Source organism: Bradyrhizobium sp. CCBAU 53421 (assembly GCF_015291625.1).
Classification (GTDB): Bacteria; Pseudomonadota; Alphaproteobacteria; order Rhizobiales; family Xanthobacteraceae; genus Bradyrhizobium.
Genome location: NZ_CP030047.1, coordinates 3,540,240 through 3,559,621, shown reverse-complemented (window position 1 = coordinate 3,559,621; position 19,382 = coordinate 3,540,240). Strand labels below are relative to the sequence as shown.

General features: G+C 66.1%; 15 protein-coding genes. 4 read left to right on the top strand and 11 right to left on the bottom strand.

Translation table 11 applies throughout. From position 1 onward, the window contains the following. Positions 1–128: 128 nt before the first annotated feature. The 4 genes from murJ to XH92_RS16785 form a co-directional block, all read right to left on the bottom strand. On the bottom strand, positions 129–1,658 hold the full coding sequence (murJ, locus tag XH92_RS16800; protein ID WP_194460188.1) for a murein biosynthesis integral membrane protein MurJ: 1,530 nt from the start codon (positions 1,656–1,658) through the stop codon (positions 129–131). A gap of 103 nt (positions 1,659–1,761) precedes the next feature. Beyond that, the gene (locus XH92_RS16795; protein ID WP_194460187.1) at positions 1,762–2,913 is read right to left on the bottom strand and encodes a DegT/DnrJ/EryC1/StrS aminotransferase family protein; all 1,152 of its coding nucleotides are present in this window, start codon (positions 2,911–2,913) and stop codon (positions 1,762–1,764) included. Positions 2,914–2,963: 50 nt separating this feature from the next. Beyond that, entirely contained in the window at positions 2,964–3,980 is a 1,017-nt protein-coding gene (locus XH92_RS16790) for a Gfo/Idh/MocA family protein (protein ID WP_194460186.1), read from the bottom strand. A 249-nt stretch (positions 3,981–4,229) separates the two neighbouring features. Continuing rightward, on the bottom strand, positions 4,230–5,642 hold the full coding sequence (locus XH92_RS16785) for a mannose-1-phosphate guanylyltransferase/mannose-6-phosphate isomerase (protein ID WP_194460185.1): 1,413 nt from the start codon (positions 5,640–5,642) through the stop codon (positions 4,230–4,232). 335 nt (positions 5,643–5,977) lie between these two features. Between XH92_RS16785 and XH92_RS16780 the strand changes: the two genes are divergently transcribed. Both XH92_RS16780 and XH92_RS16775 read left to right on the top strand, forming a co-directional pair. Then, a complete protein-coding gene (locus tag XH92_RS16780; RefSeq protein ID WP_194460184.1) occupies positions 5,978–6,943 on the top strand; it encodes a lysylphosphatidylglycerol synthase transmembrane domain-containing protein in 966 nt (321 codons plus the stop codon). A gap of 10 nt (positions 6,944–6,953) precedes the next feature. Then, entirely contained in the window at positions 6,954–7,964 is a 1,011-nt protein-coding gene (locus tag XH92_RS16775) for a glycosyl transferase (protein WP_194460183.1), read from the top strand. 64 nt (positions 7,965–8,028) lie between these two features. Here the strand turns inward: XH92_RS16775 and XH92_RS16770 are convergent, their stop codons facing one another. The 6 genes from XH92_RS16770 to rfaD all read right to left on the bottom strand — a co-directional run bounded on the left by XH92_RS16770 (position 8,029) and on the right by rfaD (position 15,987). After that, positions 8,029–8,970 carry an NAD-dependent epimerase/dehydratase family protein gene (locus tag XH92_RS16770; protein ID WP_194460182.1) on the bottom strand — a complete coding sequence of 314 codons (942 nt, stop codon included), beginning with the start codon at positions 8,968–8,970 and terminating at the stop codon, positions 8,029–8,031. After that, positions 8,967–10,181, bottom strand: a complete 1,215-nt coding sequence (locus XH92_RS16765) for a glycosyltransferase family 4 protein (protein WP_194460181.1) — start codon at positions 10,179–10,181, stop codon at positions 8,967–8,969. The genes XH92_RS16770 and XH92_RS16765 overlap by 4 nt, the downstream gene beginning before the upstream one ends. A 48-nt stretch (positions 10,182–10,229) precedes the next feature. Then, entirely contained in the window at positions 10,230–12,143 is a 1,914-nt protein-coding gene (locus XH92_RS16760) for a nucleoside-diphosphate sugar epimerase/dehydratase (protein ID WP_194460180.1), read from the bottom strand. Positions 12,144–12,226: 83 nt separating this feature from the next. Further along, positions 12,227–13,507 carry an O-antigen ligase gene (locus XH92_RS16755; RefSeq protein WP_194460179.1) on the bottom strand — a complete coding sequence of 427 codons (1,281 nt, stop codon included), beginning with the start codon at positions 13,505–13,507 and terminating at the stop codon, positions 12,227–12,229. 8 nt (positions 13,508–13,515) lie between these two features. Next, positions 13,516–14,988 carry a D-glycero-beta-D-manno-heptose-7-phosphate kinase gene (gene rfaE1, locus XH92_RS16750; protein WP_194460178.1) on the bottom strand — a complete coding sequence of 491 codons (1,473 nt, stop codon included), beginning with the start codon at positions 14,986–14,988 and terminating at the stop codon, positions 13,516–13,518. Between the two features lie 18 nt (positions 14,989–15,006). Further along, positions 15,007–15,987, bottom strand: a complete 981-nt coding sequence (rfaD, locus tag XH92_RS16745; protein WP_194460177.1) for an ADP-glyceromanno-heptose 6-epimerase — start codon at positions 15,985–15,987, stop codon at positions 15,007–15,009. 136 nt (positions 15,988–16,123) lie between these two features. Here rfaD and waaF point away from each other — a divergent pair, with 136 nt between their 5' ends. Next, positions 16,124–17,188: a lipopolysaccharide heptosyltransferase II gene (gene waaF, locus XH92_RS16740; protein ID WP_194460176.1), complete on the top strand. Its 1,065-nt coding sequence runs from the start codon at positions 16,124–16,126 to the stop codon at positions 17,186–17,188. Here waaF and XH92_RS16735 read toward each other — a convergent pair. Then, entirely contained in the window at positions 17,170–18,216 is a 1,047-nt protein-coding gene (locus XH92_RS16735; RefSeq protein WP_194460175.1) for a glycosyltransferase family 4 protein, read from the bottom strand. The genes waaF and XH92_RS16735 overlap by 19 nt on opposite strands. 131 nt (positions 18,217–18,347) lie before the next feature. On the opposite strand from XH92_RS16735, the gene galE reads away from it, so the two are divergent. Further along, positions 18,348–19,361, top strand: coding sequence for a UDP-glucose 4-epimerase GalE (galE, locus tag XH92_RS16730; protein WP_194460174.1), 1,014 nt, complete (start codon positions 18,348–18,350; stop codon positions 19,359–19,361). Positions 19,362–19,382 lie beyond the last annotated feature (21 nt).

Here is a 19,382-nt window from a genome sequence, read left to right as displayed (position 1 = left end):
CGTCTCTCCAATTGCCTTGGTTGTTTGCGTGCATATTGGCTTGGTTGTCCGCGAAGCGCAAACCGCTTTCCGCCGCACGCGGCGCTATCCCGCGGTCCTCTCCTATGCATTTGATTTGACAGGTAAAACTATACGCGGCGCAGCGCGAACAGCCAGCCGCGGCCAAACAGCGTGAGGATCAGCAGGGCGTAGACGAAGGCGCCGACCGTGATCAGCAACAGCAGGATCATCTCATCGCGAAAGATCTGCATCGGCGCGAACCACACATAGGCGAAATGCGAGGTCAGCCACAGCGCGAGCGCGAGCAGCACGCCGCAAATCGCAAATGTGCCGAACGAGCGGATCAGCGCGCGATCGAGCGCCAGATAGCCGCGGCGCACGGCGAACATCAGCACCAGCAGCAGATTGACCCAGGCCCCGATCGCAGTGGCGAGCGCGAGCCCGACCTGCGCCAGCGTGCCGACCAATGCGATCTTCAGCGCGACGTTGACCGCGACCCCGGTCAGCGCCGCCTTCACCGGGGTGGCGGTATCCTTGCGGGCATAGAAGGTCGCGACCGCGCTGCGGATCATCACAAAGGGAATCAGTCCCACCGCATAGGCCGCAAGCGTGGCGCCTGCGGTTGCGGCATCGGCCTTCGAGAACGCGCCGCGGGCGAACATCGCGCGCATGATCGGATCGGCAACCGTCAGGAACGCGGCCACGAACGGCACCGAGAACAGCAGCGTGAAATCGAAGGCACGGCGCTGCGCGGCCATGGCGCCGGTGTGATCGTCGGCGGTCAGGCGCCGCGACATCTCCGGCAACAGCACGGTGCCGATCGCGATCCCGATCACGCCGATCGGCAATTGATTGAGACGGTCGGCATAATACAGCGCCGACAGCGCGCCGGCGGGAAGGAAGGTCGCGATGATGGTGTCGGCGAACAGCGCGACCTGCGTGCCCATCGAGCCCAGCGTCGCCGGCCCCAGCGCACGGAAGAAGGCGCGGACGTCCTCGTCGAGCTTGAGCGGCGCGAATCGCGGCAGGCCGCCGTGGCGCGCGAGGTCGCCGGCGAGCAGAAAGAACTGCAGGAAGCCCGAGATCAGGACGCCCCAGGCCGCGGCATGCCCGGCGCTCGGAAAGAACGCCGCCAGCGCCAGCGTCATCATCATGGCGAGGTTGAGGAAGATCGGCGCCGCGGCGGCGCTGGCGAAGCGATGCATCACGTTGAGCATGCCGCCATAGAGCGTCACCAGCGTGATCAGCAAGAGATAGGGAAAGGTGATCCGGGTCAGCTCGATCGCGAGCTTGCGCTGCGCGGCGTCCTCGGTGAAGCCCGGCGCGAGGATGCTCATCGCCTGCGGCATGAACGCCATCGCCACGACAAGCAGGACCACCTGCGAGGCGAACAGCAGCGTGAAGATGCGGTCGGCGAACAGCCGTGCCGACGCCTCGCCGCGCTCGCCATGGACGTGGGCATAGGCCGGCACGAAGGCGGCGTTGAAGGCGCCTTCGGCAAAGATCGCGCGGAAATGATTCGGCAGCCGCAGCGCCACGAAGAAGGCGTCGGCGACCGGCCCGGCACCGAGGATCGCCGCGAGCATGATGTCGCGCGCGAACCCGGTGACCCGCGATAGCAGGGTATAGCCGCCGACGGTGAAGATGCGCCCAAGCATGCGCTGCTTCTAGCGCATCATCACCGTACGTCAAAATGACGTCTTCAGGGCCTTAATGATCCAGGCATGAACCAGCCCGAAAACCGGAAACCACTTTTCGGGATCATGCCTGTAGCGCGCTGCGCACAGCCGCGATGACCCGGTCCTGCGCCGCCTCGTCGAGATAGGGGTGCATCGGCAGGGCGATGACGTCCTTCGACAGCCGCTCGCTGACCGGCAGGCCACCGTCGGCAACCGGATAGTGGCTGTAGGCCGTCTGCTGGTGGACCGACTTCGGATAGTAGATCATGGTCGGGACGCCCTGCGCCTTCAAGGCCGCCGCGAAAGCGTCACGATCGATGCCGTTGGTCAGACGGATGGTGTACTGCGCCCACACCGAGGTGTAGCCGGGAGCAACGCGCGGCACGGCGACGAGGTTGCCGAGCGCGCGCGAATAGCGTTCCGCCACCCTGTTGCGCGCCGCGATCTCGTCGTCGAAGATCTTCAGCTTCTCGAGCAGGATCGCCGCCTGCATGGTGTCGAGCCGCGCCGTGAGGCCGAGCCGGACGTTATCGTACTTGTCCGAGCCCTGGCCGTGGACGCGGATGCTGCGCAGCGTGCGCGCGAGTTCCTCGTCGTCGGTGAAGATCGCGCCGCCGTCGCCGAAACAGCCGAGCGGCTTGGCCGGGAAGAAGCTGGTTCCGGTGGCGAGCCCGAAGGTGCCGAGCCTGCGGTTCTTATAGGTTGCGCCAAAGCCCTGCGCGGCATCGTCGAGCACGAACAGGCCCTCGACCTCGGCGACCGCGGCAATCGCGTCGTGATCGGCGCTCTGGCCGAACAGATCGACCGGGATCACGGCAACCGGCTTCAGCCCGCGGGCGCGCGCCGTCGCAATGCCGCGCTTGAGCGAATTGACGTCGATGTTGAAGGTCTCCTCATCGACATCGACGAAAACCGGCGTCGCACCGGTCAGCGTCACGACTTCGCCGGTCGCGCAGAAGGTGAAGGTCGGGCACAGCACCGCATCGCCCGGCCCGACATTCTTCGCCATCAGGACCATCAGCAGCGCATCGGTGCCGCTAGCGCAGCTCACCACATGCTTGGCGCCTGTATAGTCCGCCAGTGCCTTCTCCAGCGCGGTGACTTCCGGACCGTTGATGAACTGGCAATGGTCGAGCACGCGCGCAACCGCGTCATCGATCGACTTGCCGAGCCGCCGGCGCTGCGCGGCGATATCGATGAAGGGAATGGGCTCAAGCTGCATATGCTGGTTCATGGAAGCTCTTTGCACGTGTTGAATGGATGACAATCAGCCAGTGAAGGCAATCAGCCGGCGATGCGGCGCGGTCCCTTGCGGATCGTCGAGGCGGCGGGCCTGGCCGGCGATTCCAGGCAGCGGATCGCGATCTCCAGGCTCGCCACGCCTTCGTCGCCGGACACCGCCGGCAGCTTGCCGCCGCGCACGGCATCGAGGAAGGCAATCAGTTCGGCGCGGAGCGGCTCGTCGTGACCGACCGGCAGATGACGCATCGAGTAGCTGCCGTCCGGCTTGAAGCCGAAGCATTCGGTGACCTGGCGCGTCAGCAGATCGCCCATCACATATTTGCCGCGGGTGGCGACCGTGACGTTGCGCGCCTTGAACGGCGTCAGCCAGTTGGTGTTGATGTGCGCGAGCACGCCGGACGCCGTGCGGAATTGCAGCAGCGCGATGTCCTCGCGCTCGGCGACCGCGCTCGAGAGCTGCGGCTGCACCTCGACGATGTCGGACTCGGTGAACCAGCGGATCAGGTCGATGTCGTGCACGGCAAGATCGATCACGACGCCGACATTGGACATCCGCGGCGGGAACGGGCCGACCCGGGTGATGCCGATCGACAGGATGTCCTCACCCGAGATCGCCTGCTTGATGGCGGCGACCGCCGGATTGAACCGCTCGACATGGCCGACCATCAGCGTGACGCCGGCCCGCTCGGCGGCGGCGACGATCTCGCGGCCCTCTTCGACCGTGGATGCGACCGGCTTCTCGACCAGGATGTGGATGTTGCGCGCGATGCAGGCGAGCGCGATCTCGTGATGCAGGTGGGTGGGGGCTGCGATCGTCACCGCATCGATGCCCTCGGCAAGCAGCTGATCGAGACTTTCGAAGGCGCGGCAACCGACCAGGTCGATGGCGCGTGTGCGGTGTTCAGGCAGCGGATCGACGATGCCGATCAGCAGGACGCCGGGCAGGCCGGCCAGCACGCGGGCATGGTTGCTGCCCATCACGCCTGCGCCGATCACGCCGACGCGCAATGCGCGGCCGATATCGGCCTTCGCGCCGGCTGCGGACACTTTTGCATTCATATCGTAGACCCCAAGTAACGTTCTGGCGGTTGTCCCGGCTCCTCAGGGAGCCATCCCGGCTCCGAGGGAATCAGCACCAAGTGCCCTCATCCCGATCTGCGCCTTGGCGCAAATCACCCCGCTTCGTTGGCAGCCGCTATAGCACGGCGTCACAAATGTGGCGATTGCCAAGGACGAAATCCGGACACGTTTTGATTCAAAGAGTTACATCGCCCCGCGCGCCTGGTTTCGCCCGGGAACCGGCTCGCCTCAGCTGCGCCGGTAGTCGTCCTCGATGCGGATGATGTCGTCCTCGCCGAGATAGCTGCCGGTCTGCACCTCGATCAGCTCGAGCTGGATCTTGCCGGGATTCTCCAGCCGGTGCACCGCGCCGATCGGGATATAGATCGACTCGTTCTCGTGCACCGTCTTGACCAGCTCGTTGACGGTGACCTGCGCGGTGCCACGCACCACGATCCAGTGCTCGGAGCGGTGATGGTGCTTCTGCAAGGATAGCCGCCCGCCCGGCTTGACGATGATGCGCTTGACCTGGTGGCGATCGCCATTGTCGACCGACTGATAGGAGCCCCAGGGCCGATGCACCTTGATGTGGTTCTCGGTCACCTCGGGCGCCGCCACCTTCAATTTCGCGACCAGCCGCTTCAGCCCGTTGGCGTCCTTCTGGCGCGAGACCAGCACGGCGTCCTGGGTCGCGACCACGACGAGGTCGTCGACGCCTTCGAGCGCGACCAGCGCCCGGTCGGTCGAGACGTTGCAGTTGCGGGAGTCTTCGAACACCGCCGCGCCGCGCGCCGCGTTGCCCAGGCTGTCCTTGTCGGAGAGCTCCCAGACCTGGCGCCACGAGCCGATGTCGGACCAGCCACACGCCACCGGCACCACCGCGGCATGCGCGGTCTTCTCCATCACGGCGTAATCGATCGAGATCGCGTTGGCCGCGCCGAACGCCGACGCATCGAGCTTGACGAAGCCGAGGTCGCGCGCTGCTGACGCAACCGACTGCTCCACCGCGGCGATGCTGTCGGCATCGACATTGCGATACTCGTCGAGCAGCACGCTGGCACGGAACATGAAGTTGCCGCTGTTCCAGAGATAGCCCGCATCGATATAGCCCGCCGCCGTCGCGGCATCCGGCTTCTCGACGAATTTTGCCACCGCCCGCACCTCGCCGGCGACCACCTCGCCCGGGCTGATGTAGCCGTATTCGGTGGCGGGCCGCTCCGGCTTGACGCCGAATGTCACGATGCGGCCGGCTTCGGCAGCCACCAATCCGCCGCGGCACGCGGCGACGAAGGCCGCCGTGTCCCGCACCAGATGGTCGGCGGCGAGCGCCAGCACGATCGCTTCGCTGTCTCGGCTATGGGCGAATGCCGCACCGGCCGCGATCGCGGGCCCGGAGTCGCGGCGCATCGGCTCCAGCAGCACGTCCGCCTCGCGGCCGATCTCGGCCAGCTGCTCCAGCACCATGAAGCGATAGGCCTCGTTGGTGATCACGATCGGCCGCTCGAACAGGCCGGCGTCGGCGACCCGCAGCAGCGTCTCCTGGAAGGTCGAGCGCGCCCCGAACAGCGACAGGAACTGCTTCGGATGCACCTCGCGTGAGGCCGGCCAGAGCCGCGTGCCTGCGCCGCCACACATGATCAGGGGAATAATTCGTCGTTCCATCGATGCCTCAAGTCCTGTCGTGTCCGCGGACGACACACTAAGATTTCTCCCGGACAGCCGCAGCGGGCGGTCGGGTTACCTCAAAAGCACGATCCGAGCAGTATCACGCGTGCCCCCGCACGTCTGGTCGGATTTTACCGGTATTGTAAACCCCGGGTGAGTGCTGCCCTTGCCGGTCCGGCCTCTTTAGCCGCCCGGTCGAGCGGGCCGCAATAGAGTCGGCACGGGTATTGCCAGATCGGTGCGGAAACCATACCAAGGCGGCGAATTTGGGCGCGCGAAAGCGTTTTGCGCAGTTTTTGACACATTCTGAAAACCTGGCAGCGCGAACGGAAATGCGCCGAATCCTGCTCTCGACCGTCAAGATCCTGATCTCGGCTGCGCTGCTCTATTTCTCGCTGCGCAAGGTCAACCTGTATGACCTCGCCGCCCGCATCCAGGTCGAGAGCCTGGGCTGGCTCGGCCTCGCGATCGCGGTCACGTTCCTGCAAATCTTCCTCGGGGTTTTGCGCTGGCGCGAGATCAGCGTGGAGTGCGGCGCGCCGCTGCAAACCGCGCAGGCGATGCGCTTCAACGTGATCGGCACCTTCTTCAACCAGACACTGCCGTCCTCGATCGGCGGCGACGCCGTGCGGCTCTGGCTGGTCGCGCGCGCCGGTGCGGGCTGGCGCGCGGCCACCTATTCGATCTTCGTCGATCGCGCGGTCGGATTGATCGCGCTTGCCGTCGTCATCGCGGCCACCCTGCCCTGGAGCTACCGGCTGATCTCCGATACAAACGGCTGGCTGGCGTTGCTGCTGCTCGATCTCGCCGCGCTTGCGGCCGGTTTTGGCTTCCTGGTGATCGGGCTGTTGCCGTGGCCCTGGCTGAAGCAGTGGTGGGCAACGCACCACATCCACGCCTGCGCGGTCATCGCGAACCGGGTGCTGTTCAGCCGCGAGCACGGATTGCGGGTCGCGACCCTTTCGATCGCCATTCACGTGGTGACTGTCGTGATCGCCTGGTGCGTGGTGAAGTCGATCACGGCCCCCGTCACCTTCGGCGAGATCTTCCAGCTGTTGCCCCCGGTCATGCTGATCACGATGATGCCGATCTCGATCGCGGGCTGGGGAGTGCGCGAGGCCACCATGGCGCTCGCCTTCGGCTACGCCGGATTGGTCGCCAATGAGGGCGTCAACATCTCGCTGCTGTTCGGCGCGGTGTCGTTCGTGGTCGGCGTGTTCGGCGGCCTGGTGTGGATCCTCAGCCCGGAAAAGGCCGCCAAGGGCGCCGAGCCGATCGAAGTCCCGGGGTCGCAGTAGCCGGACCAGAATGAGCAGTTTCGAAACTCTCCTGTCTTTGATCGCTGCGGTGCTGGCCGCCTCGATCTCGGCCGTCCTGATCCGGGCGACGCGGCCTCTGCTGCTGCGCGTCGCGCTGGCGAAGCCGAACGCCCGCTCGTCGCACCGCATCCCAACGCCGCAGGGCGCCGGCATCGCTGTCATCGCAGCCACGCTGCTCGCGGGCGGGATCGTCATCGTCATGGCCGGATCGCCGGACCTGACGGTGCCATTCATGGTGTTCGCGGCCTGCCTGTTCATCGCGGTGGTGGGCTTTGCCGACGATATCCGCTCGCTGCCCGTCGCCCCGCGGCTGCTGCTGCAGGCCGCCGCCGTGGCAGCCGTGGTGTTTTCGGCGCCGGCCGATCTCAGGCTCGTACCGGTCTGCCCGGTCTGGCTCGAACGCGGCCTATTGCTGATCGCCGGCCTCTGGTTCGTGAACCTCGTCAACTTCATGGACGGGCTCGACCTGATGACGGCGGCCGAGGCGGTGCCGATCACGGTGGCCGTCGCCCTGCTCGGCAGCTTCGGCCACGTCCCCGCGGCTCCAGCGCTGGTCGCGGCGGCACTGTGCGGCGCGCTGCTCGGCTTCGCGCCGTTCAACCGGCCGGTGGCAAAGATATTCCTCGGTGACGTCGGCAGCCTGCCGATCGGCTTGCTGCTCGGCTGGTGCCTGCTCGAGCTCGCTTTGCATCAGCAATTCGCCGCCGCGCTGCTGCTGCCGCTGTATTATCTGGCCGATGCGACGGTCACGCTGGTTCGCCGCATCGCGCGGCGCGAGCCGTTCTGGTCCGCGCACCGCTCGCACTTCTATCAGCGCGCGACCGACAACGGATTTACGGTGTGGCGCGTCGTCGGCGAGGTCTTTGCCCTCAACGTGGTGTTGGCGCTGCTGGCATTCGCTTCGGTCGCTCTCAACTCGCTCACTGCGGACACCGTCCTGCTGCTGGCCGGCGCGATCGCCGTCGCCTGGCAACTGCGCCGGTTCTCGCGGCCGTTCTGATCGCCTCAGCGTTTTCCAGCGAAGCGGATACCGGTTCGCATGAAGAAGCGCGTCAAAATAAAATCTAGATATCCGTTCGGCTCAGCGCGCGCCTCAGCCCCTCATCGAGGCTGATCGGCTGCTGCCATCCGGTGCTCGCGACCTTGGACAGATCAAGTTCAAGCGAGGCGAACAGGCTGTCATAGGCTTCCTTGCGGCCGCCTACCGTGAGCGACAGCTTCAGGAGCGGCAACGGCAACCAGAACAGGCGCGGTGAGGTTTCCGCCGCGCGGGCCAGCCGCTCGACGAACTCCCGGGTCGAGACCTGCTCGCGGTCGGCGACCAGAAACACGTCGAAATCATTTCCCGGCCGTGACAACCGATACAGGATGAACGACGCCAGGTTTTCCGCCGACAGGAACGCGCGGCGATTCTTCACGAAGGCGAGCGGAAGCGGCATGCGGTTGAGCACCGCGCGCTTGAGCAGGGCGAAGTTTCCCTTCGCCCCGGCGCCGTAGATCAGCGGCGGCCTGATCACGGTCACCCTCATGCCGCTGCCCGGCACGATCTCCTTCAGACCGACTTCGGCGGCCGCCTTCGAGTTTCCGTAGAGGCCGCGGGGCGTCAGGACGTCGTCCTCGCGAAACGGCGGGCGCCCGTAATTGCTGCGGCCATGCACCAGGATCGTGCTGACAAAAATGAAGTCCCGAACGCCCGCCGCGACCGCCGAACGCGCCAGATGCAGCGTGCCTTCGATATTGACGTTGCGATAGAGCTCGATCGCCTGTTCGTCGGACTGCTGGTGAACGCGAGCGGCGAGATGAACGACGGCGTCCACGCCCTCGAGCGCGGCGCGCCAGTCCGTGGCCGGACTGAGCGAGCCGATCACCACGTCGTTTGCATCCTGCGGCGAGGTGCGCACCGCGCGTCGCACCATCCAGCCGTTCTGCTCCAGCTCGGGCACCACATGGCGACCGACGAAGCCGCTCGCACCCGTGACCAGTACCGTCGGGCGACGATCATTCATGCCGTCCGCTCCACATCGCGATTGGATAACAGCTCCGCAACAAGCGCGGCATAGCTCGACAGCGCCCGCTCGGGACTGAAGGTCCGCGCGGTCGCGACGGCGCGCCCGGCCATCTCGGCGTCCTGCGATTGCGACGCCAGCCTGACGGCATCGGCGAGTTGATCGGGCCTTCCCGGCGTGACGACCCAGCCCAGCCGGTTCTCGCTGACGGTGAGCGCGGCCTCGGCCTCGGGCTCGGACACCAGGATGACGGGCCGGCCGGCGGCGAGCAGATTGTAGAACCGGCTCGGTACCGAGACGCCGGCAACGTCCTTGCGATAGGGGATCAGCCAGACGTCGGCGCTGGAGAGCAGCGCATCGAGCTCACTATCCGCGACGCGCTCGACCAGCGTGACGTTGGCGAGCTGCGCCTCGGCCTGCATCTGCTTCAAGCGCGCAAAGCCCATGCCCCATCCCGACAGCAGGAAATGGATTTCGCGCTCGTCGCGCAACAACCGCGCGGCCTCAAAGACGATATCCGGATCGTGGGTGAAGCCGAGATTGCCGGACAGGCCGACGACGAAGCGGGCGGCGATCGCCTTGCGGAACGGATTATCGGGGCTGACGGGACGATTGCCGGGGGCGAGCGTCGCCCAGTTCGGGATGAACCTGATCTTGTCCGGTGTCATGCCGCGATAGCGCAGCAGCAACGTCTCGGCGTCGCGGCCGATCACGATGACGGCGTTCAAGGCCCGGAACATCAGCGCGTTGATCGCGCGCATCGCCCGCGCAACCAGCGAGGACGGCCGCAGCAGCCCGGCCATCACGAGCACATCCGGAAACAGGTCGTGCATGATCAAAGCCGACTTGGCGCCCTTCAACCTCGCGGCGGCGGCAACCGCATAGGGCAGCGCGAAGGGAGCGGTCACCGTCAGCGCCACGTCGCCCCGCTTGAGCCGCGACAACAGCGCAAAGAACATCCGCACCGTGAACAGCGCCTCGGCCAGCGCACGCTTGATCAGCGCCGCCTTTCCCGGCAGCCGATTCCTGATCTCGACCACGACGGGCCGCCCCGGCATCGGCGCCCTCGCCGAGCCCGGCATCCCCGACACCACCACCACGTCCGCCTCCTGCGCGATCCGTTCGGCGATCGCGGACATGATCGCGGCGGTCGTGCTGTGGTCCGGCGGATAGTGCTGGCTGGCGACCACGACTTTTCGAGAACTGGGCATCAATGGCTTTCGAAACGGTCCTGCCCGATCGCCCGCAGGACGGCGCGGTCAGGCGGCATTCGACCCGAACTCGGGCACGGCGTCCTGAAGGACGGCACGGATGGTCACGCGGTCATCTCTCTCGATCGCATCTTCCAGCGCCGCGAGCCACTTGCGCAGCGTCGACATCGGAGGCTGGTTCGGCTTGGCGGCCATGACGCCGGCGACGCCGATTTCGAGCGTCGGCTCCTGGCTTGCGAACAAGATCTCGTTCAGCCGCTCGCCGGGACGGATACCGCTGAACACGATCTCGACGTCGACGCCCGGTTGCAGGCCCGACAGGCGGATCATCCGCTCGGCGAGATCGACGATCTTCACCGGCTGCCCCATGTTCAGCACATAGACCGAGACGTCGGGCCGCGCCGGCGTCATTGCGTGCGTCGCCGCGGTGATCACGAGATCGCAGGCTTCGCGAATCGTCATGAAATAGCGGACCATGTCCGGATGGGTGACCGTGATCGGTCCGCCGGCCTCGATCTGGGCCTTGAACTTCGGCACCACGGACCCGTTCGACGCCAGCACGTTGCCGAACCGCACCGAGATCAGCCGCATGTGCGCCTTGCCCTTGGCCTCGGTCATCAGGTCGTGATCCATCGCCTGGCAGTACATCTCGGCGAACCGCTTGGTCAGACCGAGCATCGACACCGGCTCGATCGCCTTGTCGGTCGAGATCATCACCATCGCGCTCGCGCCGGCGGCACGCGCCGCATCGGCGACGTTTACCGACCCGAAGATGTTGGTCTTGACCCCCTCGCTCCAGTCGCGTTCGAGGATCGGCACATGCTTGAGCGCCGCGGCATGGAACACGATGTCGGGCTTGAACTCGCTCATCAGGCGCGTGATGCGCTCGCGGTCCCTGATGTCGGCGATCCGGCCCTCGATCTCGGGCCCGCTGTCGCGCTCGGACAGCGCCTCGGTGACCGCATAGAGCGCCGGCTCCGAGTTCTCAACGACCAGGAGGCGCGCCGCGCCGAAGGTCGCGACCCGGTCGCAGATCTCGGCACCGATCGAACCGCCGCCGCCGGTCACGATGACGGACTTGCCCTTCACCAGCGCCTCGAGCCGCGCGTAGTCGATCTTCTGGCTCGGGCGCAGCAAGAGGTCTTCGACCGCGACATTGGTGAGCCGCGGTGCGTCGCCGCCCTCCAGCGATGGCAGGCGGCTCACCATCAGGCCAAGCCGCTTGGCGCGCATCAGCACGCTTTCCGGATGCGCGTCCGGCTCGAACGCCGACGGTGTCATGACCACGCGCTTGATCGGCCGCTGGCGGGTCTCGAAATCCCGAATCACCGCTTCGATGTCATCGACGCCGCCGACCACGGGAATGTTGCGGATCATCTGGCCGCGGTCCGCGGCCGACGGCGAGAGCACGCCGACCGGCCAAAGCCGCTTGATGGCGCCGTTCTCGATGCCGCGCAGCACGACTTCCGCGTCGGCCGTGCGTCCGACCAGCAGCGCCGACGCGGCATTGTCGGACCGCGCGTGAAGACGCGTGCGCGAATAGCGGAAGTAGCGATAGCCGAGGCGCAGCGCGCTCAGCGCGAACACCTCAAGGAAGAAGAACAGGATGATCGTGACCCGTCCGAGGAACACCGGACTTGGCGAATTTGCCCCGGTGAAGAAGTAGACGTAGTCCACCACGACCAGCGCCAGCGTCAGCACCGCTGCGACCCGCAGGATGTTCACCGCATCCGGCAGCGAGGTGAAGCGCCATTTCGCCGTGGTCAGGTTGGAGAAATAGCTGACCACGATGCTGAACAGCACGAACCAGGGCAGGATGCGCAGCAAATGCGGCAGCCGGTCGGTCAGCAGGCTGCCTTCGAAGCGCAGATAGAAGCTCGCCAGCAACGCAAACGTCGTCGCGAGCGCGTCATGTGCCAGAATCAGGAAGTTGCGCAGGGTGAATTGTGAAAGGCGCGTCATCTAGCAGACGGGTTGCTGGCAACTGGGAGTTGGTGACGGGACATTGGCAGGCTGTAGCGTATCTGCGGAGCCCTTGCCAGCGATCATGGACGGATCGGCGGCTCGGGTTCCATATCCGTCCCCAATCGCCCCTTCAATGCCATACCGCCCGCAACTCCGACGCCCAGCACGTACATCCAGCCTTCATGAAAGTCGAAGATGTGTGAATTAAACAACGAACTTGAAATATTCTGTACCACGACGAGAAGCCCGATCCAGTTGACGAGACCGTCGCCGCGGAACAGCAACAGGTGCAGCAGCCACATCGCGTACAGTATCGCTACACCCACAATGCCCCACTGCACCGCGACGTTCAACGTTTGATTGTGGGGGTTTCCGATCACTTCCGCGGAAGCCTGGTTCAGGCCGCCTGTCGCGACGCGCTCGAACAGGCCCCGCGTCGCGCCGGTGCCGTGGCCGATGACCGGGGCCTCGGCAAAGAAGCCGAGCGACTTGCGCCAGAATTCGAGCCGCAGACCAAGCGACGTCGCCTCGTTGCGCTCCATATAGAGCTTGTAGTCGCGCTGGAATGACTCGGCCGTCCGTCGCAGTGGTGACGATCCATACCACGCCACCACGGACAACGCTGCGGCTGCGCACAGGATCAGCACGATGCTTCGCCAGCGCAAATGCAGCAGCGCAAACGCCGCGAACATGATCGGAATCGTCACCAACGCGGTGCGCGACACCACCACGAGCGCCATGTTGGCAAGCAGGCTGAGCGCAATCGCGGTCAGCAGCACGGCCATCAGGATGCGATTGGCCCGCAACAGCATCACGATCGGATAGGATAGCGCGACCGCGCACAGCGTGAATTCCTGGCTCTGGTCGATGTAGTTCTTGACGAAGACGCCCTGCTCGCCGGGGCCAGGCGCCCGCAGCGCGAGGTGGGGATAGGCCAGCACCAGCCACGACATCAGCATCAGGAGCGTGCAGGAGACGAGAAAAGCCACGAACACCCACGTCCCGCGCGTCGAGCGCTGGAAGTGATAGAGCAAGACCGGGAGCACCAAGAGCTTTGCGGTCGGCCCGACCGCGTACAATCTCGCGCCCCAGGCGGCGTCCGACCAGAGCGTGCCGGCGAGCGCGAGGCAGAACAGCGCGACCGGCGCCACGCAGATCGGCCGCTTCAGCAGCGTCCAGAACGCCGGCAGGTCGACGGTCGGCGCAATCGAGATCAGCAGCACCACACCGAAGATGCCGACCAGCGAGGTCGACCACGGCAGCGACAGCGCAATCAGGACCGCGACGACGTCGGTCGTGGTCTGCCAGCGCGCCGGATCGCGCCAGGCCGGACACGCCGCGGCGCCTGCCGGGGATGCCATGCTCGCGCTCACGCCTTGCCCTCGCGGGCCCGGGCAACCAGCGAGGTCGTGCTGTGGCCCTGCAGGATCTCGACCAGCACCACCTCGCCGCCGGCGGCCTCGACGATCTCGTGGCCGACCACCTGCTCGCGGGTATAGTCGCCACCCTTGACCAGCACGCTCGGCCGCACCTTCGTGATCAGATTGATCGGCGTGTCCTCCTCGAAGATCGCGACGAGGTCGACGGCTTCCAGCGCCGCCAGCACCTCGGCGCGGGCGCGCTCGTTCTGCACCGGACGCCCCTCGCCTTTCAGGCGCTTCACCGAGGCGTCGCTGTTCAATCCGACGATCAGGCGGTCACAGGCGCCGCGCGCGGCGGTCAGCACCTTGACGTGGCCGGGATGCAGGATGTCGAAGCAGCCATTGGTGAAGCCGATCCGCAGATCCTGCCGGCGCCATTCCTCGAGATAGGCGTCGATATCGCCGCCGGCCGGGACGATCTTCTCCTCGGCGGCCAGCGAGGCGTGCGGCAGGATCTTTCGCCGCAACTCGGCGGCTCTGACGATCGCGGTGCCGGTCTTGGCGACCGCAACCGCGGCCGCCGCGCTCGCGATCCGCAGCGCGCCTTCCCAATCGGCACCGCCGGCCAGCGCCAGCGCCAGCGCCGCGGCCACGGTATCGCCGGCGCCGGAGACATCGCGCACCTTGACCGGCAGCGCCGGCACATGGATCGAGCCGCCCTCCCGCGTCACCAGCGTCATGCCGCGCTCGCCCTGCGTCACCAGCATCGCCTCGCAATCCGCAAGATACATCGCATCGGGCGCGGCCTGCGCGATGTTGTCCTGGCTGTCGGCACGGCTGCGGGTTGCCTCGGCGAATTCCTTGCGGTTCGGCGTCAACACGGTTGCGCCGCGATAGATCGCGAGATTGGCGCTCTTGGGATCGACGATCACGCGCTTGCCCGCCTGGCGCGCGGCGTCGATCACGTTGTGGATCACGCGCGCGGTGAGCACGCCCTTGGCATAGTCGGACAGCAACACGATGTCGGCGTGCGCAAGCCGCGGCAGGATCGCGTCGATCAGCTGCTGCTCGACGGCGGGCGCGGCCGGCGCCGCCAGCTCCCAATCGGAACGCAGCATATGGGTCGAGAATTGTTCGGAGACGAAGCGCACCTTGCGCGTGGTCGGACGCGCGGCGTCGCGCACCAGCACGGTTTCGATGCCGGCCTCCTTCGCCAGCGCCTCTGATAGCATAGTGCCGGCGGCATCCTCGCCGATCAGGCCGACGAAGATGCAGCGGCCGCCAAGCGAGGCGATATTGCGCGCGACGTTGCCGGCGCCGCCGATATTGCTCTCGCTGCGCCTGACCGCGATCACCGGCGCCGGCGCCTCCGGCGAGATTCGCGATACCTCGCCATACACGAACTCGTCGAGCATGAGGTCGCCAACGCAGAGCACGGTCTGGCCGGCCATTGCACGCGAAATCGCTTCAAAATCGAACATCAGTCACCGTCATCCGCTCTAGCGATAGCGATCCGCGCAATCGAGAAAGCCGTTCACATAGGCCCCGACCGCGTCTTCCAACTGCGTAAAACCGCCATTGTATCCGGCGCGCCCGAGACGATCGACAACGCTCTGGGTGAAATATTGGTAACTGCCGCGAATCTGCTCGGGCATGTCGACATATTGGATGTTCGGCTGCAGGCCGAGCGCGCCATAGGCCGAGACGATCAGGTCCTTGAAGCTGCGCGCCTTGCCGGTGCCGACATTGAAGATGCCGGACACCCGCGGCGTCGCGACCAGCCACATCATCACGCGCACGACGTCGTCGACGTAGATGAAGTCGCGGCGCTGATCGCCATCGGCGATGCCCTCGCGGTGCGACTTGAACAGCTGCACGACGCGGCCCGCCCTGATGTCGTCGAAGCGGCGCGCCAGCACGCTCATCATCGGACCCTTGTGATATTCATTCGGGCCGAACACGTTGAAGAATTTCAGCCCCGCCCATTGCGGCGGCAGAGGCTCGCCCTTCGCCGCGCGCTCGGCGACGGCGAGGTCGAACAGGTTCTTGCTCCAGCCGTACAGGTTCATCGGCCGCAGCCGCTTCAACGCCTCTACCGAACCATCGTCGTCGAAGCCCTGGTCGCCGTCGCCATAGGTCGCGGCCGAGGAGGCATAGATGAACGGGGTAGCATTCGCGGTGCACCAGTCGAGCAGCCGCATCGAGAGACGGAAATTGGTCTCGATCACCAGATCGCCGTCAGTCGCAGTGGTCTCCGAGATGGCGCCGAGATGGAGGATGCCGTCCAGCCGGCGGCCCTTCAGCCAGTCGCCGAGCTCGGCCGGCGGCACAAAATCAGCGATCTGGCGCTTCGCCAGGTTCCGCCACTTGCCGTCGTCCCCAAGAATGTCACAGACCGCCACGTCGCTGCGCCCGGCGTCATTCAACGCGGCCACGACGTTCGATCCGATAAAACCGGCGCCCCCGGTTACCAGAAACATTGATGAAATCCCGCCAGATTCCTTTGCAGCCGCCAGCTTTGCCCCACTCCCGCGCCACAGGCAACGACGGCTTTACCTCACATCGCGAACCGGTTACCGACGTGGCCGCGCCGATCCGGCTTTGGCCAGTTTAGAAATGAATATTGATTCAATATCTAATATCGAAACACAGGATACCGAGGATACCAGACCGATCCTCGTCGTGCCCTATGTTTGGATCGGCGATTTCGTGCGCGGACACACCGTGGTCAGGGTGCTCCGCAAGCGCTGGCCCAACCGGCCGGTCGACCTCCTGACATCCAGGCTTTGCGCCCCTTTGGTTGACTATATGCCCGGCGTCCGCGCCGGCATCGTGTTTGATCTGCCACGCAGCCGGCTGGCCCTGACCCAGCAGCGGACGCTCGCGGCCGAGCTTCGGAAGCGGAACTACGCCACCGCGCTGGTGCTGCCGCGCACCTGGAAGTCGGCCATCGCACCGGCCCTGGCGGGCATCCCGGAGCGGGTCGGCTTCTTTGGCGAGGCGCGGTTCGGCCTGATCAACGCCATGCGTTGGCGCGAAAAGCAGCAGCCACGCTTCATCGACAAGAACGCCATCCTGGCGCTGCCCGACGGCGCCTCCCGCCCACCGGAATGGCCGGTGCCGCAGCTTCGGGTTCCCGCGGACGAGGTCAGCCGATGGCGGCAGGCCAATGGCCTCGGCAGCGGTCCTGCCATCGCGCTCGGACCCGGCTCGGTCGGGGTCTCGAAACGCTGGACCTATTATCCCGAAGCCGCGCGGCTGTTCGCCGGGCACGGCTTCGACGTCTGGGTGGTCGGCGGCCCCGGCGAGAAGGCGCTGGCGCAGGAGATCGCGGCTGTCGGCGGCCCGCGGGTCCGCGATCTCACCGGCACCGATTTGCGCAACGGGGCGCTGGCGATGGCCGCCGCCAGCGTCGCCATTACCAACGACTCCGGGCTGATGCATATCGCGGCCGCGATCGGCACCCCCACGATGGGCATCTTCGGCCCGACCGATCCCGATCTCTGGGCGCCCCTCAACGGCCTCGCCGCAACGGTGCGTCAGACCAAAAACAAGCTGCCGTGCCAGCCGTGCCAGCGCACGGTCTGCACCATGAACGACCATCGCTGCATGCGCGACATCGCCGCCGAAGAGGTCGTCGGGATCGCCGAGCGCGTGCTGGCTCAGATCAACGAACGATAGACCTCCGCGATCGCGCCCGCCTCGGCATCGAGGCTGAACTTATCCACAACTCGTTGGCGCGCCCGCGCCCCCATCGCCGCGGCCGCGGCCGGATCGCGCATCAACGGCTCGAGCGCGGCCGCCAGCGCGTCGGCATCGCCGGGCGGCGTCAGCACGCCGGTGAGGCCATCCTCGACCACGAACTCGGCAGCGCCCGCGCGCGCTGCCACCAGCGCCGCACCTGCCGACATCGCCTCGATCAGGGTCAGGCCAAAACCTTCATTGCGCGAGGTGAAGGCGTAGATCGTCAGCCGCTGGTACCAGCGCACGACATCCTCGATCGGCAATTCGCCCGTAATGACGATGCGCGATTGCAGCCCGGCAGCCTCGATCTTGCGCTTCAGCTCATTGGCAAACGCCAGCTGCTCCGGCACCACGGCGCCGACAATGACAGCGCTGAAATCGGGATGGCGCGGCAGCAGCCGGCACATCGCCTCGACGAACACGTCGCTGCCCTTCTGCGCGCGCACCCGCCCGAAGCAGCCGATCGCATAGCGCCCCGGCAATCCGCTTTCGGCGAAGGCAGCAGCACGATCGGCCGGCGGCGCATAACGGTCGGTGTCGACGCCATGCATCACCACGGTGGCGTCGCGCTTGAGATATGAGGCCGACAGCGGACTGGTGGCGATGATCGCATCCATGTTGCTGATCAGCCAGCGCGTCAGCCAGGTGTGATGCCGCTGCGCGGCCGACGTGAACAGCAGCTTCAGCGGCCAGCCGAGCGCGCGCAGCAACAGCCCCGCAATCATCTCGTCATTGCGCCGCGCGTGCCAGATCACTGGCCGCGCGCGCCGCCACAGCCGCATCAGATCGGCAAATCCCATCGCGTCGATGCCGTCGGGCCGATGCGAGCCGAGCCAGGCCGCGCGAAACATCCTGGCAAGCTTCGGCGCGACCATGCGGTTGGTCGCGGTGACACCCGAATAGCGTCGGTGCAGATTGGGCACGATGAGCTCAAGCTCGCCGGCAGCTGTGTTCTCGATCGGCACGCAAGTCTCCGTTTCGTGCCAGTTCCTATACGCAACATTAAGCATAGTGGCCAGTTCGGCCGCGGCGAAACCCCCTCTTCACCGCACTCCCGCTAGCATCATCCGTTAAAGATATCGGGAGAGCTCTATCCATGACCGTGCTCGTGACCGGCGGTGCCGGCTATATCGGAAGTCACATGGTTCATGCGCTGGTCGATGCCGGCGAGAGCGTCGTCGTCGTCGACAATCTCTCGACCGGCTTCTCCGCGTTCCTGCCCGAAGGTGTTCCGCTGTTCATCGGTGACGCCGGCGACGAGAACCTCGTCGAGGGCGTGATCGCACAGCACGGCATCGACAGCATCATCCATTTCGCAGGCTCGGTCGTGGTGCCGGACTCGATGCGCGATCCGCTCGGCTATTACCGCAACAACACCATGACGACGCGCAGTCTGCTCAACGCCGCGGTGAAGGGCGGCGTCAACCGCTTCATCTTCTCCTCGACCGCGGCCGTCTACGGCAATCCGGACCACGTGCCGGTGCCGGAGATCGCGCCGACGCGTCCGCTGTCGCCCTACGGCTCGTCGAAGCTGATGACCGAGATCATGCTGCACGACGTCGCCTCCGCCCACGACATGAGCTACGTCGTGCTGCGCTACTTCAACGTCGCCGGCGCCGACCCGAAGGGCCGCGTCGGTCTTGCCACCATCGGCGCCACCCATCTGCTCAAGATCGCGGTCGAGGCCGCGACCGGCCAGCGCGCCAAGATCGACGTGTTCGGCACCGATTATCCGACCCAGGACGGCAGCTGCATACGCGACTTCATCCATGTCAGCGACCTCGTCGAGGCGCATCGCTCGGCGCTGTCCTATCTGCGCGGCGGCGGACAATCGGTGACGATGAATTGCGGCTACGGCCGCGGCTATTCCGTGCTCGAGACCATCGAGGCGGTGCGCCGGGTCTCGATGCGCAATTTCGCGGTCGCCTATGCGCCGCGCCGGCCCGGCGACATCATGACCATGGTGGCCGATACCACGCGGATCCGCTCAGCTCTCGACTGGACCCCGCGCTACGACGATCTCGAGACCATTGCGAGCCACGCGCTGGCCTGGGAGGAGAAACTGTTCCGGGACCGCGGAGGCTCCGCGCGACAGGCAGAATCGGCCTAAAAATCAAGCCGTTATCACGCC

Coding starts and splice junctions, on each gene's coding strand:
- rfaD (WP_194460177.1), bottom strand. CDS start 15,987: ATGTTTCTGGTAACCGGGGGCGCCGGTTTTATCGGATCGAACGTCGTG.
- XH92_RS16785 (WP_194460185.1), bottom strand. CDS start 5,642: ATGGAACGACGAATTATTCCCCTGATCATGTGTGGCGGCGCAGGCACG.
- rfaE1 (WP_194460178.1), bottom strand. CDS start 14,988: ATGTTCGATTTTGAAGCGATTTCGCGTGCAATGGCCGGCCAGACCGTG.
- XH92_RS16765 (WP_194460181.1), bottom strand. CDS start 10,181: ATGCCCAGTTCTCGAAAAGTCGTGGTCGCCAGCCAGCACTATCCGCCG.
- waaF (WP_194460176.1), top strand. CDS start 16,124: ATGAATATTGATTCAATATCTAATATCGAAACACAGGATACCGAGGAT.
- XH92_RS16755 (WP_194460179.1), bottom strand. CDS start 13,507: ATGGCATCCCCGGCAGGCGCCGCGGCGTGTCCGGCCTGGCGCGATCCG.
- XH92_RS16775 (WP_194460183.1), top strand. CDS start 6,954: ATGAGCAGTTTCGAAACTCTCCTGTCTTTGATCGCTGCGGTGCTGGCC.
- XH92_RS16760 (WP_194460180.1), bottom strand. CDS start 12,143: ATGACGCGCCTTTCACAATTCACCCTGCGCAACTTCCTGATTCTGGCA.
- murJ (WP_194460188.1), bottom strand. CDS start 1,658: ATGCTTGGGCGCATCTTCACCGTCGGCGGCTATACCCTGCTATCGCGG.
- XH92_RS16780 (WP_194460184.1), top strand. CDS start 5,978: ATGCGCCGAATCCTGCTCTCGACCGTCAAGATCCTGATCTCGGCTGCG.
- XH92_RS16795 (WP_194460187.1), bottom strand. CDS start 2,913: ATGAACCAGCATATGCAGCTTGAGCCCATTCCCTTCATCGATATCGCC.
- XH92_RS16770 (WP_194460182.1), bottom strand. CDS start 8,970: ATGAATGATCGTCGCCCGACGGTACTGGTCACGGGTGCGAGCGGCTTC.
- galE (WP_194460174.1), top strand. CDS start 18,348: ATGACCGTGCTCGTGACCGGCGGTGCCGGCTATATCGGAAGTCACATG.
- XH92_RS16790 (WP_194460186.1), bottom strand. CDS start 3,980: ATGAATGCAAAAGTGTCCGCAGCCGGCGCGAAGGCCGATATCGGCCGC.